This is a genomic window from Maritimibacter alkaliphilus HTCC2654 (genome assembly GCF_000152805.1).
In the GTDB taxonomy this organism is placed as follows: domain Bacteria; phylum Pseudomonadota; class Alphaproteobacteria; order Rhodobacterales; family Rhodobacteraceae; genus Maritimibacter; species Maritimibacter alkaliphilus.
Genome location: NZ_AAMT01000013.1, coordinates 19,181 through 32,896 on the forward strand (window position 1 = coordinate 19,181; position 13,716 = coordinate 32,896).

General features: G+C 59.5%; 13 protein-coding genes. 10 read left to right on the forward strand and 3 right to left on the reverse strand.

Annotation, left to right across the window (positions count from 1 at the left end):
- The first annotated feature begins 20 nt into the window (after positions 1-20).
- Positions 21-2,531, forward strand: a complete 2,511-nt coding sequence (locus RB2654_RS00120; protein WP_040884161.1) for a heavy metal translocating P-type ATPase — start codon at positions 21-23, stop codon at positions 2,529-2,531.
- Positions 2,532-2,543: 12 nt separating this feature from the next.
- Positions 2,544-2,942: a Cu(I)-responsive transcriptional regulator gene (gene cueR, locus RB2654_RS00125; RefSeq protein WP_007803416.1), complete on the forward strand. Its 399-nt coding sequence runs from the start codon at positions 2,544-2,546 to the stop codon at positions 2,940-2,942.
- A gap of 21 nt (positions 2,943-2,963) precedes the next feature.
- Here the strand turns inward: cueR and RB2654_RS00130 are convergent, their stop codons facing one another.
- Both RB2654_RS00130 and RB2654_RS00135 read right to left on the reverse strand, forming a co-directional pair.
- Positions 2,964-3,728, reverse strand: a complete 765-nt coding sequence (locus tag RB2654_RS00130) for a MauE/DoxX family redox-associated membrane protein (RefSeq protein ID WP_012187037.1) — start codon at positions 3,726-3,728, stop codon at positions 2,964-2,966.
- 12 nt (positions 3,729-3,740) lie between these two features.
- A complete protein-coding gene (locus RB2654_RS00135) occupies positions 3,741-4,577 on the reverse strand; it encodes a DUF305 domain-containing protein (RefSeq protein ID WP_012187184.1) in 837 nt (278 codons plus the stop codon).
- A gap of 179 nt (positions 4,578-4,756) precedes the next feature.
- On the opposite strand from RB2654_RS00135, the gene RB2654_RS23995 reads away from it, so the two are divergent.
- The 4 genes from RB2654_RS23995 (at position 4,757) to RB2654_RS00155 (ending at position 8,060) form a co-directional block, all read left to right on the forward strand.
- Positions 4,757-5,338: a L,D-transpeptidase gene (locus tag RB2654_RS23995; RefSeq protein WP_012187183.1), complete on the forward strand. Its 582-nt coding sequence runs from the start codon at positions 4,757-4,759 to the stop codon at positions 5,336-5,338.
- Between the two features lie 125 nt (positions 5,339-5,463).
- On the forward strand, positions 5,464-6,726 hold the full coding sequence (locus RB2654_RS00145; RefSeq protein ID WP_008327307.1) for a multicopper oxidase family protein: 1,263 nt from the start codon (positions 5,464-5,466) through the stop codon (positions 6,724-6,726).
- A 113-nt stretch (positions 6,727-6,839) separates the two neighbouring features.
- A complete protein-coding gene (locus tag RB2654_RS00150) occupies positions 6,840-7,352 on the forward strand; it encodes a disulfide bond formation protein B (protein WP_012187181.1) in 513 nt (170 codons plus the stop codon).
- A gap of 42 nt (positions 7,353-7,394) precedes the next feature.
- Complete coding sequence (locus RB2654_RS00155) at positions 7,395-8,060, forward strand: L,D-transpeptidase (RefSeq protein ID WP_012187180.1); 666 nt, start codon at positions 7,395-7,397, stop codon at positions 8,058-8,060.
- Positions 8,061-8,136: 76 nt separating this feature from the next.
- Here RB2654_RS00155 and RB2654_RS24120 read toward each other — a convergent pair whose 3' ends face one another.
- Positions 8,137-8,694 carry a hypothetical protein gene (locus RB2654_RS24120; protein ID WP_012187179.1) on the reverse strand — a complete coding sequence of 186 codons (558 nt, stop codon included), beginning with the start codon at positions 8,692-8,694 and terminating at the stop codon, positions 8,137-8,139.
- 397 nt (positions 8,695-9,091) lie between these two features.
- Between RB2654_RS24120 and RB2654_RS00165 the strand changes: the two genes are divergently transcribed.
- The 4 genes from RB2654_RS00165 to RB2654_RS00180 all read left to right on the forward strand — a co-directional run bounded on the left by RB2654_RS00165 (position 9,092) and on the right by RB2654_RS00180 (position 13,677).
- Entirely contained in the window at positions 9,092-9,700 is a 609-nt protein-coding gene (locus RB2654_RS00165) for an EF-hand domain-containing protein (protein WP_012187178.1), read from the forward strand.
- A gap of 140 nt (positions 9,701-9,840) precedes the next feature.
- Entirely contained in the window at positions 9,841-10,227 is a 387-nt protein-coding gene (locus tag RB2654_RS00170; protein ID WP_007803435.1) for a DUF302 domain-containing protein, read from the forward strand.
- Between the two features lie 105 nt (positions 10,228-10,332).
- The gene (gene lgt / locus RB2654_RS00175; RefSeq protein ID WP_007803438.1) at positions 10,333-11,253 is read left to right on the forward strand and encodes a prolipoprotein diacylglyceryl transferase; all 921 of its coding nucleotides are present in this window, start codon (positions 10,333-10,335) and stop codon (positions 11,251-11,253) included.
- 78 nt (positions 11,254-11,331) lie between these two features.
- Entirely contained in the window at positions 11,332-13,677 is a 2,346-nt protein-coding gene (locus tag RB2654_RS00180; RefSeq protein WP_012187177.1) for a copper-transporting P-type ATPase, read from the forward strand.
- Positions 13,678-13,716: the final 39 nt, after the last annotated feature.

The window sequence follows — 13,716 nt, forward strand, 5'->3', positions numbered from 1 at the left end:
TGGAAAAACAGGTGACACATATGCCCGAACCCAAACAGATCAGCCTGCCGATCGAAGGCATGTCATGCGCGTCCTGCGTTGGCAGGGTCGATCGCGCATTGAATGCAATCGACGGCGTAGAGGATGTGTCGGTGAACCTTGCCTCGGAAACTGCTCGCATGAGCGTGGACGCGCTCAAGCGCATTCCCGACATCATCGAATCCCTTCGCGAGCTGGGCTACCCCGCGCGGAAGGCCAGGGCCGAACTCACGATTGCAGCGATGTCCTGTGCCTCTTGCGTCGGGCGGGTCGATAAGGCGCTTGCCGCGGTGCCCGGGGTGGTCGAGGTGAACGTCAACCTCGCCTCAGAGACGGCGACGGTCGTTTACGTCGAAGGTCTTGTCACGACATCCGATCTGATCGAATCAAGCGGCGCGGCAGGGTATCCAGCAACCGTGGCAACGGCCCAGGCCGGTGACGACAGAGTTGCGCGCAAGGAGGAAGAGGCTCAGGCGCTTGCCAAACGGGTCACCTTTGCGGCCATCCTCGCCTTGCCGGTCTTCCTGATCGAAATGGGTGGCCACGTCATTCCGGCCGTTCATATGCTGATCGAGACCACGATTGGCCAGCAGACGAGTTGGCTTCTTCAGTTCGTGCTGACGACAATCGTTCTCTTCGGCCCGGGCCGGACGTTTTACACCAAGGGTTTCCCGGCCTTGTTCCGGGGTTCCCCCGACATGAACAGCCTCGTCGCGGTCGGCACCGGGGCGGCTTACCTTTATTCCGTGGTTGCGACATTCGTACCGTCGGTCCTGCCTGACACGCTGCGCACCGTCTATTTCGAGGCGGCAGCGGTCATCGTCGTTCTGATCCTTCTGGGGCGGTTTCTTGAAGCGCGCGCCAAGGGGAGAACGGGCGCGGCCATCCAGAAGCTATTAGGGCTTCAGGCGCGGACTGCACGCGTGATGCGGGACGGAGAAAGCGTCGAGATCGAGATCGATGCGCTGGTTCAGGGTGACATCGTCATCGTGCGCCCTGGTGAACGCATCGCGGTCGATGGCGAGGTCATCGAGGGGACCAGCCGCGTCGACGAAAGCATGCTGACAGGCGAGCCGATCCCCGCTGAAAAAGGTGCCGGAGATACGGTGACCGGCGGGACGGTCAACGGCGCCGGAAGCCTGCAGTTCCTCGCCACGCGGGTCGGCGCCGACACGACCCTGGCGCAGATTATTCGCATGGTCGAAGAGGCCCAGGGCGCCAAACTGCCGATCCAGGGATTGGTCGACCGGATCACCTTGTGGTTCGTGCCTGCCGTGATGGCGATCGCGGCGGCGACCGTGCTGGTCTGGCTGTTTTTCGGGCCTGATCCGGCCCTGACGATGGCGCTGGTCGCCGGTGTGTCGGTGCTCATCATCGCGTGCCCCTGCGCGATGGGGCTTGCGACGCCGACCTCGATCATGGTCGGGACGGGACGTGCTGCGGAAATGGGTGTCCTGTTCCGTAAAGGTGACGCCTTGCAGCAACTTGATTCCGTTGATGTGGTCGCCCTCGACAAAACAGGCACGGTGACCGAGGGGCGACCCGCACTGACTGACCTTGTGCTGGCGGAAGGGTTCGATCGCCCAACAACGCTCTCGAAGATCGCTGCCGTGGAGTCGCTCTCCGAGCATCCTGTCGCGGACGCCATCGTGCGGGCCGCGCGGGCCGAGGGCGCACCTCTTGTGGCGGCCGAAGGCTTTCAATCGGTCACAGGTTACGGCGTGCGCGCCGTGGTCGAAGACGTGGAGGTGTTGGTTGGGGCCGACCGCTACATGGCGCGCGAAGGCATTGACGTCTCGGCATTGGCTCCAGAGGAAACGAAGATCGCAAGCAAGGGTCGCACGGCGCTTTACGCTGCCATAGATGGGCGTGTCGCCGCCGTGATCGGCGTGGCCGATCCGGTCAAACCGGCAAGCCGCGCAGCCATCGCAGCGCTGCACGAAAAGGGTCTTGCGGTTGCGATGATCACCGGCGACAAACGCGAAACCGCCGAAGCCATCGCCCGCGAAACCGGTATCGACCACGTCATCGCCGGCGTCCTGCCGGACGGCAAGGTTGCGGCGCTCGGCAGTTTGCGCCAAGGGAACAAGCGCATCGCCTTTGTCGGCGACGGGATCAACGACGCCCCGGCGCTGGCGCATGCCGATGTGGGCATCGCCATTGGAACCGGCACCGATGTGGCCATCGAATCTGCGGATGTCGTCCTGATGTCGGGCGATTTGCGCGGCGTGGTGAACGCCTTCGAAGTATCGCGGCGGACCATGCGCAACATCCGGCAGAACCTGTTCTGGGCCTTTGCCTACAACGTGGCACTTATTCCGGTCGCTGCCGGGGTGCTTTATCCCGCCTTTGGGTTGCTCCTGTCACCAATCCTTGCGGCGGGTGCGATGGCGTTGTCCTCGGTGTTTGTCCTGACCAATGCCCTGCGGCTGCGGCGCATCGCGCCTGCGATGGACGAGCAGCGCGCAATCCCGGCAGAGCTGGCAGCCGCCACTCCTGCTCCAGCAGAATAACGGAGGTTCGACATGAACATCGGAGACGTTGCCCGACAATCGGGTGTGCCCCCAAAAACAATCCGCTACTACGAGGACATCGGGCTGATCCGCCCGAACCGTAGCGAGAACGGCTACCGCGCGTTCACCGAGAGCCACATTCACAAGCTGGCGTTTCTGGGTCGCGCACGGGCCTTGGGGTTCACCATCGAAGATTGCAGGACGCTCCTGTCGCTCTACGAGGATGAAAACCGCGAAAGCATGCAAGTGAAGGCGGTTGCGGAAGACCATCTGCGCCAGATCGAGGAAAAGATCGCGAAACTGCAATCCATGCGCGCGACGCTCGCCGAACTGGTGGAAAAATGTGCCGGGGATCACCGGCCCGACTGCCCCATCATCGAGGATCTGTCGCCGGAGCGGTTGGCCAAGTGACAGGCAAGAAGGGGCTGTACCTCAGAACCAGATCGCGCGGACCGGCATCCAGATACCCATGAAGATCATCATCAGGTTTTCCGTCAGCGAAATGAACCCCAGCGGGACGGAACTGTCACCGCCGACGCAGGCGCATTTCAGCTCTCTCTTGTCGATATAAACAGCCTTGAACACGCTGACAGCGCCGACCGTGCCGATAAACAGGGCGACAGGCGCCGAGAGCCACAGCAGCGCGCCGGCAGTCATCAGGACACCTGCCAACGCTTCGCCGAACGGGTAGACCTTGCCGTATCGCACCCATTTGCGCGCCAGCAGATCGTAGTTGAGGAACATCGTCGAAAACCCTTCGACATCCTGCAATTTCTGGATCGCGAGAATGGTCATGGACAGCGAAATGAACCATTCGAACCCCCGCAAGGTAAGGACCGACCCGTACTGGTGCCAAGACAGGCCCAATGCCAACAGCGCGGCAACGGAAAAGATCGCGATGACCGGCTGGTAGGTCGTGTCGCTTTGCTCTTCCTCGGGTGGGTCAATGTCGAAAAACACCCTGAGATCATCGTAACCGCCGATCCGTTCGTCCCCGATGAAAGTCTGCGGCGTCGTCTCGACCCCGTGCTTCTCCATGAAAGCATCGGTGTCTTCACGGGTGTCAAGCGGATGGTCTTCCACCTCGAAGCCTTGCCGCTCCAGCAGGTCTTTCGATTTCAGACCGTAGGGGCAGACATGGCCCGGCATGACCATGCGATAAAGCTGCGCGGATTTACTGTCTGTGTCGCGGGGCATGTCCTTTCCTCCTTATCCGCTGCACGTAAGTTGACCACGGAACCCGGCTTCGTAGTCGGTTCCCGCGCTGACGATCAGATCGGTCAGGTCACCGTTCGTCTCTGCGATCTCGGCCGACAGCGGGCCTTCAGAAAATGCATTTTCGCCCTGCGCATTCAGGCGCACCAGATCACCGCTGATCTTCATTGCGGCGGCAGACCCTTCGCCGGTTTCACCAGTCACCAGTACAGCCGGACTGTCCGAGGTGTAAGCAAAGCGGCAATTTCCGCCATTCGGGAACACCGCAGCGATTTCGTCTTCCGTCAGAAACTCAGGATCGACCTTCGACACGACCTCCGTTTGAAGCGCCTGTTGCGCATCCACAACCTGCGCCGGCGTTTCGCTTCGCGTGGCCGATGCTTCGCCGTTTGCTCCAATGTCAGCAATAAGGTAGCGCATTTCGGCGATTTCCTTGTCCTGCGCATAGATAATGTCGTCTGCGAGCCCCCGGACGCGCGGGTCGGTGATCTCGGCACGAGTCGACGTCATGATGGCGATCGAGTGGTGCGGGATCATGGCGCGCATGTAGGACCTGTCCTGCACCGTGAATTGCCCGCGAACCAGCCAGAGGCTCGCCGCGAAAAGGACTATTGCGCCAACGAAAATCGCGATGTTGGCTTTGGTGTTCTGATACATGGACAACATGTACGCCAACATGATCACGGCCATGGTCGCCCCCATCAGGATGGCCATGTAAAGGCGTGTCTCCGAAAAGAAGATATGGCCCCAAAGATAGGTGTTCAGGTACATCAGAACGAACATGACCACGGTCGATGTTCCGATCATCATAAAGAATCGTGAGTAGTGCATTTCCAGTCACCTCCTTGCAGTTCTCTGTAAAACAACAACATTCCAGCGCTGGAGAGTTCCAAAAGCACGAATTTTCGTAGTTTCAAGGCAACAAAGGCGCGTCGTTTGCCCCGGTTCACGGCTTCTTTTCTTTGCCCCTGACGCGCACTGAATTTTCATGGGTCCGAGGAGATCGCGCCATGCAGAATTTCACGAGACGAGAATTGATTTGTGCCGGAGCGATGGGTTGCTTTCTGCCCACAACTGCCTGGGCCCACAAAGTCAAATTGCCCGAACGGTTCGAACCACAATTGGTAAACACCCGTCGTGGTGACTGGGTTAAAGGCGATGTCCACGTCGTTCCCGACGATTTTTTCCTTTATTTCATGCTCGAGGACGGGATGGCGATCCGCTACGGGGTCGGGGTAGGGCGCAAAGGTTTGTACGAACCCGGAGAGTTCACGGTAGCGCGCAAGGCCAAATGGCCATGGTGGCGGCCAACGAACGCCATGATCCGGCGCGAGCCACGCAAATACGCAAAGTACAAGGATGGACTGAAAGGCGGGCCAAACAACCCGCTCGGGGCCCGCGCGCTCTATCTCTACGATGCCGAGGGACGCGATACCTATCTTCGCATTCATGGAACGAACGCCCCGGAGACAATTGGGTCTGCCGTGTCGAATGGATGCGCGCGGTTGACGAATGAACATGTGAAGGATCTGTACGAACGCGTTGAAATCGGCGCCCGCGTCTTCCTGTATCCCAAAGTGACAACGGCGTGAGGAGTGTTCTGTCGCCTTGAAGTTCCTCTTCCGGAAATGGCACAAGTGCGGCAGTTGGCGAAAGCCAGTCTATCATTCATGAGGTGACGGAATTGTCTTTGAGCCGGAGGTCTTTCCTTGGCGGGATGACCGTTGCGCTGGCTGGTACCCGCTTGCCAGCAGCGACACACGAGTTGATCCTCGCGCCCCAATCGATCAAGGCGCACCTTGCTGGGTACGACGTGTCGATGTTGGGCTTCAACGGTGGTCTGCCGGGCCCAGAAGTCAGAATGCGACAAGGACAAACCGCCCGCATTACCCTCGATAACCGATTGGAGGAGGGCGCTCTCGTTCACTGGCATGGGTTGCGGGTTCCAAATCGGATGGATGGTGTCAACGTCCTCACTCAGGATGTGGTCATTCCGGGCGACTCGTATCGTTATCAATTCGGCGTCCCGGATGCCGGCACGTATTGGTATCACTCGCATTACCTGTCTTACGATCAGGTCAGCCGCGGTCTTTTCGGCGCCTTCATCGTCGAGGAGCAAAATGCGCCGGCTGTCGACCATGACATCGTTGTTCAGTTCTTCGATGTCTTGCTGGATCAGTCCGGGCAGTACGACGAAGCGTTCAACCCGGCCCACTTCGCAACCGAGGGCCGTATCGGCAATACGGTCACGGCACTTGTTTTCAATGGAACCGGCAAGACTGTGAAACGAGGCGACCGTCTGCGACTGCGTCTCATAAATCCCTCTATCGACAGGGTGTACCGTGTCGGCCTGGATGGTTTGATAGGCAAGATCGTTGCACTGGATGGCATACCTCTGGCGCATCCTCGGACGCTCGAACCGATCCTTCTCGCTCCGGGGCAAAGATGCGATGTGATTGGTGATGCGACCGGGCCTATTAGATTCGACGACAGCTTTGGAGAACAGACGTTGAGCCTTGGCGAAATCGCTGTTTCCGGTTCCCGTGAGCCCGCGAAAGCGCCCATCACCGCATTGCCCGCCAACCGAATGCCCGCCCCGAAAGACCCCGGCCAAACCGCGGAGCTGGTGCTCCAGGGAGGTGCGGGAAGCGCGTCCCACAACGGCACAGGGACATGGGCGCTCAATGACGTATCCGGCCTGCCTCGAAGGCCTTTCCTATCCGCCGCGCAGGGGACGACCGCGCGCATTTCGATCCGCAACGAAACCGGGTTCCCACACGTCATGCATCTGCATGGCCACCATTTCTGGGAACTCGATGCGGCGGGTGAAGCCGGTCCATACCGGGACTCGACCTATCTGGATACCGGCGAGACGCGGGATATTCTCGTCGTCCTGGACAATCCGGGATCGTGGATGCTGCATTGCCACATGTTGAGCCACCAAGCCGACGGTATGGCAACGTGGATCAGAGTCGGCTGAGGGTCGAGACGGATACATACCGTTACAAATCTCTGAATGATAACAGGCCTTTCGCCGTCTACGTAACCTGACAAGCGAGAAACAGGTCCATCGACTGCCAATGGGAGCGTTCATTGACCCTGACACCAAAATCTCTCGGCATGACTGCGGCGGCAGGATCAGCCGCCTTGCTGTTGGGGGCCTTCGTTTTCCAGGCTCTTGGGTACGCGCCGTGCGCAATGTGCATCTGGCAACGCTACCCACACGCAATCGCCATTGGAATGGGCGCTCTGTTGCTCTTTGCTCTGCCGATTTTGCCAATCCTGATAATCGGTGCCCTGTCGGTACTCAGCACATCCGCGTTGGGAGTGTTTCATACCGGTGTCGAGCGCGGCTGGTGGGAGGGACCGACTTCTTGCACGGGATCCGGCCTCGATGTTTCCCAAATGTCGGTATCGGAATTGCTGCCCTCTGCCAGTTCAAATACGTCCAATCTTGTTCTGTGCAGTGAGGTTGTCTGGGAATTTCTGACGTTGTCCATGGCCAGTTGGAACGCGATCCTAAGCGGTGTCCTTGCTTGCCTCTGGTTGGTCGCGATCGCAAGACATCAAAAGGTTCGGTGGCATGGGGTCGCGGACGTTTCTTGAATCGTCCCGCATTCATCGAAAACAAACAAAGGGCTTCGCTTCATGGTTACAAGACGACACTTCCTTGCACTTTCCGGCTCGCTGTTTTCAGCGTCTCTGAGTTCGCCAGCATTCGCTAAGACCTGGCCGTCAACAGCCGAAAAAGCAGCTTGGGATGCGCAGATCACGCCCGCCAACTATGACCCGGCAACAACCAACCCATGGGGGCTGCATCCCAGGCTGCTGCCGCAACGCGTTTTGGCGAATGACGGTTTGCGCCCGGGTGACATTCACGTCGATGCGATCGCGCGCTATCTGTACCATATCGAGGAAGGTGGCACCGCGATGCGATACGGGGTGGCGATTGCCAAGGGCGATCTCTATGAACCCGGCACCTATACGATCCGCCGAAAGGTCGAATGGCCGCACTGGACGCCAACGCAGTCAATGATCGAACGCGATCCGGAGGCTTACGAGCGGTTTGCCGACGGTATGGAGCCCGGCCCCAACAATGCCTTGGGCAGCAGGGCTTTGTATCTATTCGTCGGAGATCGGGATACGTACCTTCGAATTCACGGAACGCCGAGCCCTCGCAGCATTGGCGGCCGGGCCAGTTCGGGATGCGTGCGCATGGTGATGGCCCACATCAATGATCTCTATCCGAATGTCGCTGTCGGATCGACGGCGTTCCTTTACTCGGCCGAAGACAGCGTTACCGCTCGAAGCTAACCTATTGCATCTTTGGCTCACACGCCGAGGACTGCGTCGTGCAGGGACATCTTCCAATGAATTGTTGGACGAACACTCACGGCTGTGTCGCAAGTGAACTTTCGAACTGTGCGATCGCTACGGATTTGTCGTCCTCATCGTTCTCGAACAGCTTTGTGGTTCGCACGCCCGGCAACTTGCCAAAATCCGCCATCAGGCGCTTTGGAAAAAATGTGCGTCCGATGGATTCAAATCCTGGTAATTGTCTGAGTACCGCGGAGGTACTGGCACTACAAAAACCGGAAGCGGCTGGGCCGCTGGCAATTGCAAGGCGCAAAGCCTGCTCCGCGACTTCGGGAGACACATCGATCTCTTGTATGACGACATGGTATGTCTCGCGAGCATGAGCCCGCGCATAAAAATCGGCCACTTGTGGAGTAATGCCATAAAGCACATCTCCCCGTTCCGGTACAGCGCTCAGCCGGACCGTTCCTGCCGGATCGAAGATAACACGCTGCGACCCATTAATCATGACGCTGCTATGCGCACCCGCCCCGGACCTGTTGTTGATCATGGTGTACAACGTCAGCGCGGCCGGTCCATCGTGACGGTAGGATGCGCTACTGATGACTTCGGCTGAAGCATCCGGGCGCATGTCGTTTCCTGCACCGCACCCCGCCAAAATTACCAAGGTTAGAACTGAGAAAATGCGGTTCAAAAAGAGCACCCTGCAGCCTCCTGCCATGGGTTGAATGATTGAATTTTCGGGATATTCAGGGCCTCTAGCAATCTCGACATCAACTCTTCCGGATTTCACCTCTACCGAAACATGGGTTCGGTTTCGGTTGGTATACGGATCCTCGACACCTTTTTTTCTGGATATCGCATGTTTCAGATGAAGAGGAGCGTTCGCCCCGAATTGATTTGTCGCAATTTGTAACAGACCCCGCCTTTGTGACCTCGCGATACAAAACACCGGCTCGCGTGGCATTCCGCATCTGCAGGTGCCCCCCATATGCTGGGTATCGCAACACTGACACGAGGTGATCGAAATGAAACGCAACACTTTACTCGCTGCAATGACCCTGGCTGCAACCGCCCTTGGCGGTGCCGCATTCGCGGACGCCAACCACGGGCGTGGGGGACAATTTGGCGCCCAGAGCGGACCAGGCATGATGCAGAACGGTGGTCCCGGTATGATGGGGAACATGGGCGGAATGATGGACATGATGAAGCGCATGCACGGAAACATGATGGGCGCAGGCATGATGGGCGCAGGCATGGGCAGTGGTATGATGAGCCCAGGCATGGCTGGCGGCATGATGCAAATGTTCGACACTGATGGAGACGGCACAACGACGCCGGAAGAAATGCGCACGCAGCTGCAGGCCAAGCTTTCCGAGTTTGACAGCGACGGGGATGGAAGCCTCTCGATTACCGAGTTTGAAGCTCTCCACAGCGCGATGATCCGCGAAATGATGGTGGATCGCTTCCAACACCTCGATGCCGATGGCGACGGCGCGGTGACGCCGGAAGAGATGGCCGCTCCTGCCGATAGGATGGAGCGGATGCAGATGATGCGGTCGAATATGGCAGATGCGCCTGCGCGGCCTGGCAACGGTCAGGGCATGGGCAACGGCTCCATGATGCAGGACAACTGAGCCAATGGGTGCCGGTTTTTTTCCGGCACCCGTCCTCACAACCCCAAAACCATTCGCGGTCGGGACATTGAACCGAACCGCGACCTGAACCGTTTAGCCTCGGTATGCCAACAAATAGAGACACGGAAAGGAAAATTCCCATGGCCTATACCTATGATCGCGTCCTGAAAGACACCAAAATCGATGACGCAGAGATGCGTGTTCGGGATGCTTTGGCAGACAAGGGCTTCGGCGTTCTGACTGAGATTGACGTCAAAGCGACGATGAAAAAGAAACTTGATGCGGACATGCCGCCTTACCGCATCTTGGGGGCCTGTAATCCGGGCATGGCGCACAAAGCCATCGAGATCGAGCCTCGCATCGGTGCGATGCTTCCCTGCAATGTTATCCTGCGGCAACTGGACGGCGACACCGAGGTCAGCGCGGTCGATCCTGTCGCTTCGATGCAGGCGGTGCAGAACCAAGACCTGGACGCGGTCGCCGGCGAAGTCCGCGATCTCCTTCGGGACGCCCTCGACACCGCGTGATGCCGGGATGGGCGTTGGATGCCCTGTCGCAGATCGAGCGCCTTTAGCGGTGCTCGATCAATGCCATCTAATCCCCACGTAAATTCCTGATGAGGAACTCACCCAGTGCTGCCAGCGGGATTGCCATTTCCGGATATTGGAACCGACCTCTTCTCCTTCGACATCGGGGGGGTCACATTCGCACTCCGCTGGTACGCGCTAGCCTATATCTTCGGTATCCTGATTGGCTGGCGCATTTGTTCGAGTGCCATAAGCCGTCCCGCGCTCTGGACGTCAGCTGGACCGCCGCTTGACCGAACGCAGATCGAAGATCTTCTGACGTGGATCATCATCGGCGTGATTGCTGGTGGTCGCCTGGGCTTTGTACTGTTCTACCAGCCCGCATATTATCTCGCCAATCCCTTGGAAATTCTGATGGTCTGGCAAGGCGGCATGTCTTTCCACGGGGGGTTCGCGGGAGTTGTCATCGCGGCCTTGCTGTTCTGCCTTAGACAGAACGCGTCATTGCTCAGCACTGGCGACTTGCTGGCTTTGGCAACACCACCAGGCTTGTTTCTTGGAAGGCTGGCGAACTTCACCAACAATGAGTTGTGGGGGCGTCCAACGGACGTTCCCTGGGCGGTGATCTTTCCCGGCGAAGTCGCGCAGGCCTGCCCAGGGGTTAGCGGCCTCTGCGCCCGACACCCGTCCCAGCTGTACGAGGCGGTATTGGAGGGGCTCATTCTTGGAATACTGCTCATTTATCTCGCTTGGGGCCGGGGCTGGCTGAAAATGCCCGGTGCCTTGGCTGGCGTGTTTCTGACCGGCTATGGTCTTGCCCGAAGTTTCGTCGAGATGTTCCGGCAACCGGACCAACAATTTGTGACGGCGGACAACCCGATCGGCCATGCGCTTCATTTTGGTGAGTGGGGTTTGACCATGGGCCAGTTGCTCTCCATGCCAATGGCGCTGGTCGGGCTGGCGTTGATCGTGTTCGCCCGGCGGGAACGGGGCCGGACAGCGCCACCCCGCAGAGCCGCAATGTAATCGCCGTACTGATCTCTCTTGACCCTCCCGCGGATGGAAGCCCTAGGCAAGAGAAGCATTCTCGGAAAGGACCGCAAAATGAGCACTCCCGACAGTTCTGAAACCACAGCAGCTTCTTCGGTATTCGTTTGCCCCATGCACCCTGAGGTGCGGCAGGACGAGCCCGGCAATTGTCCGAAATGCGGGATGCACCTCGTGCCGGAATCGGAGCTCGAGGTCCATTCAGCACATGATCATCACGAACACCACGCGGGTGCCACGCCGGCCGATGGCCGATATGATCTGGTTCCTACAGGACATGATGGTCCCATTTTCACCTGCCCGATGCACCCTCAGGTGCGGCAGCCTGATCCGGGCGCGTGTCCGATCTGTGGTATGGGATTGGAACTGGAATCCGGTGTGCCGGGCGATGAAGGTCCAAATCCCGAACTGGTGGATTTCACACGGCGGTTCTGGGTCGGCACAGTCCTGACGATCCCGCTCCTTGTCCTCACGATGGGGCCATTCGTCGGTTTCCCCGCAGTCCGGACTTTTTTTGGCGAAAGCACCACACAATGGATCGAATTGATCCTGGCAACGCCAGTGGTCTTGTGGTGCGGCTGGCCGTTTCTGGAACGCGGATGGATTTCGTTCCGCACATTGAACCTCAACATGTTCTCCCTGATCGGCATGGGCGTTCTTGCCGCCTGGCTCTTCAGCGTCGTTGCCGTTCTCGCACCGGACATATTCCCTGATGGGTTCCGAGACTCCGAAGGCCATGTCGGCGTCTATTTCGAGGCGGCGGCGGTGATCGTGACGCTGGTGCTGCTCGGCCAGGTGATGGAACTACGCGCCCGCGAGGGGACCGGCAAGGCGATCCGCGCGCTTCTCGACATGGCGGCAAAGACCGCGCGGGTCATCCGGGACGACGGATCCGAGGAGGAAATCCCGCTGGAGGACGTGCAAGTCGGGGACCGGCTGCGCGTGCGGCCCGGTGACAAGGTGCCGGTCGATGGCGTGGTTCTGGACGGCCGGTCCTCGGTCGACGAAAGCATGATCTCCGGTGAACCCGTGCCGGTCGAGAAGACCGAGGGCGACCCGCTGACCGGCGCGACGATCAATGGCACCGGCAGTCTGGTGATGGAGGCGACGCGTGTCGGGTCCGACACGATGCTGGCTCAAATTGTCGAGATGGTGTCGAACGCGCAGCGCTCGCGCGCCCCGATCCAGAAATACGCCGACAAGGTGGCGGGATATTTCGTTCCGGCCGTCATCGGTATCGCGGTCCTGTCCTTCATCGCCTGGGCGATCTGGGGGCCCGCGCCTGCGCTTTCCTACGCATTGATTTCGGCGGTGGCGGTTCTGATCATCGCCTGTCCTTGTGCGCTTGGCCTGGCGACACCGATGTCGATCATGACAGCGACAGGACGGGGCGCTCAGGCAGGGGTGCTGATCAAGAACGCCGAGGCGCTGGAGCGGTTCGAGAAAGTCGATACCCTGATCGTCGACAAGACCGGCACGTTGACCGAAGGCAAGCCGCGGCTTGTCGACGTACTCCCGCAACCCGGCCACGACGAAGCCGAGGTCTTGCGTCTCGCCGCATCGCTTGAGCGCGGATCGGAGCACCCCTTGGCCGAAGCGATCGTCAGGGGTGCGGAGGAGCGAGATGTCAAAATGGACGAGGCACGGGACTTCGAGGCGGTCACTGGCAAGGGCGTCAAGGGGGTCGTTGACGGCAAAGCGGTCGCGCTCGGCAATTTGGCGATGATCCGCGAATTGGGGCTCGAGGCGGGCGCGTTGACCGCCAAGGCCAATGCCCGCCGCGACGAAGGCGAGACGGTCATGTTCGTTGTGCTGGATGGCGAGATCGCCGGTCTAGTTGCTGTCGCCGACCCAGTGAAGGAGACCACGCCAGAAGCCATCGAGGATCTGCATGAACTGGGGTTCCGCGTCATCATGGCGACCGGCGACAACGAACGCACGGCCAAGGCCATCGGCACGCGGCTCGGAATCGATGAGATCCGGGCCGACGTGCTGCCGGAGGACAAGGCGCGGATCATCCTTGAGTTGCAAGAGGCGGGCCACAAGGTCGCCATGGCCGGGGATGGCGTCAACGACGCCCCCGCGCTCGCGCAGGCCGATGTCGGCATCGCCATGGGCACCGGCGCCGATGTGGCCATCGAAAGCGCGGGCGTCACGCTGGTCAAGGGCAACCTTGATGGTATCGTGCGTGCGCGGCGGCTCGCCCGGGCCACGATGCGCAACATCCGCCAGAACCTGTTCTTCGCGCTGATCTACAACGCCTCCGGCGTGCCGGTCGCGGCGGGAGTTCTGTTTCCCTTCTTTGGCATCCTCATCAGTCCGATGTTTGCTGCCTTCGCCATGAGCGCGTCGTCAATCTCGGTGGTGCTCAATTCGCTGCGCCTTCGCGGCGTTCGTATCTAGAAGCGCGCAACAGCGTTCGGATGAACCAAAATTAAAAGG

Coding starts and splice junctions, on each gene's coding strand:
- RB2654_RS00120 (WP_040884161.1), top strand. CDS start 21: ATGCCCGAACCCAAACAGATCAGCCTGCCGATCGAAGGCATGTCATGC.
- cueR (WP_007803416.1), top strand. CDS start 2,544: ATGAACATCGGAGACGTTGCCCGACAATCGGGTGTGCCCCCAAAAACA.
- RB2654_RS00130 (WP_012187037.1), bottom strand. CDS start 3,728: ATGCCCCGCGACACAGACAGTAAATCCGCGCAGCTTTATCGCATGGTC.
- RB2654_RS00135 (WP_012187184.1), bottom strand. CDS start 4,577: ATGCACTACTCACGATTCTTTATGATGATCGGAACATCGACCGTGGTC.
- RB2654_RS23995 (WP_012187183.1), top strand. CDS start 4,757: ATGCAGAATTTCACGAGACGAGAATTGATTTGTGCCGGAGCGATGGGT.
- RB2654_RS00145 (WP_008327307.1), top strand. CDS start 5,464: ATGACCGTTGCGCTGGCTGGTACCCGCTTGCCAGCAGCGACACACGAG.
- RB2654_RS00155 (WP_012187180.1), top strand. CDS start 7,395: ATGGTTACAAGACGACACTTCCTTGCACTTTCCGGCTCGCTGTTTTCA.
- RB2654_RS24120 (WP_012187179.1), bottom strand. CDS start 8,694: ATGCGCCCGGATGCTTCAGCCGAAGTCATCAGTAGCGCATCCTACCGT.
- RB2654_RS00165 (WP_012187178.1), top strand. CDS start 9,092: ATGAAACGCAACACTTTACTCGCTGCAATGACCCTGGCTGCAACCGCC.
- RB2654_RS00170 (WP_007803435.1), top strand. CDS start 9,841: ATGGCCTATACCTATGATCGCGTCCTGAAAGACACCAAAATCGATGAC.
- RB2654_RS00180 (WP_012187177.1), top strand. CDS start 11,332: ATGAGCACTCCCGACAGTTCTGAAACCACAGCAGCTTCTTCGGTATTC.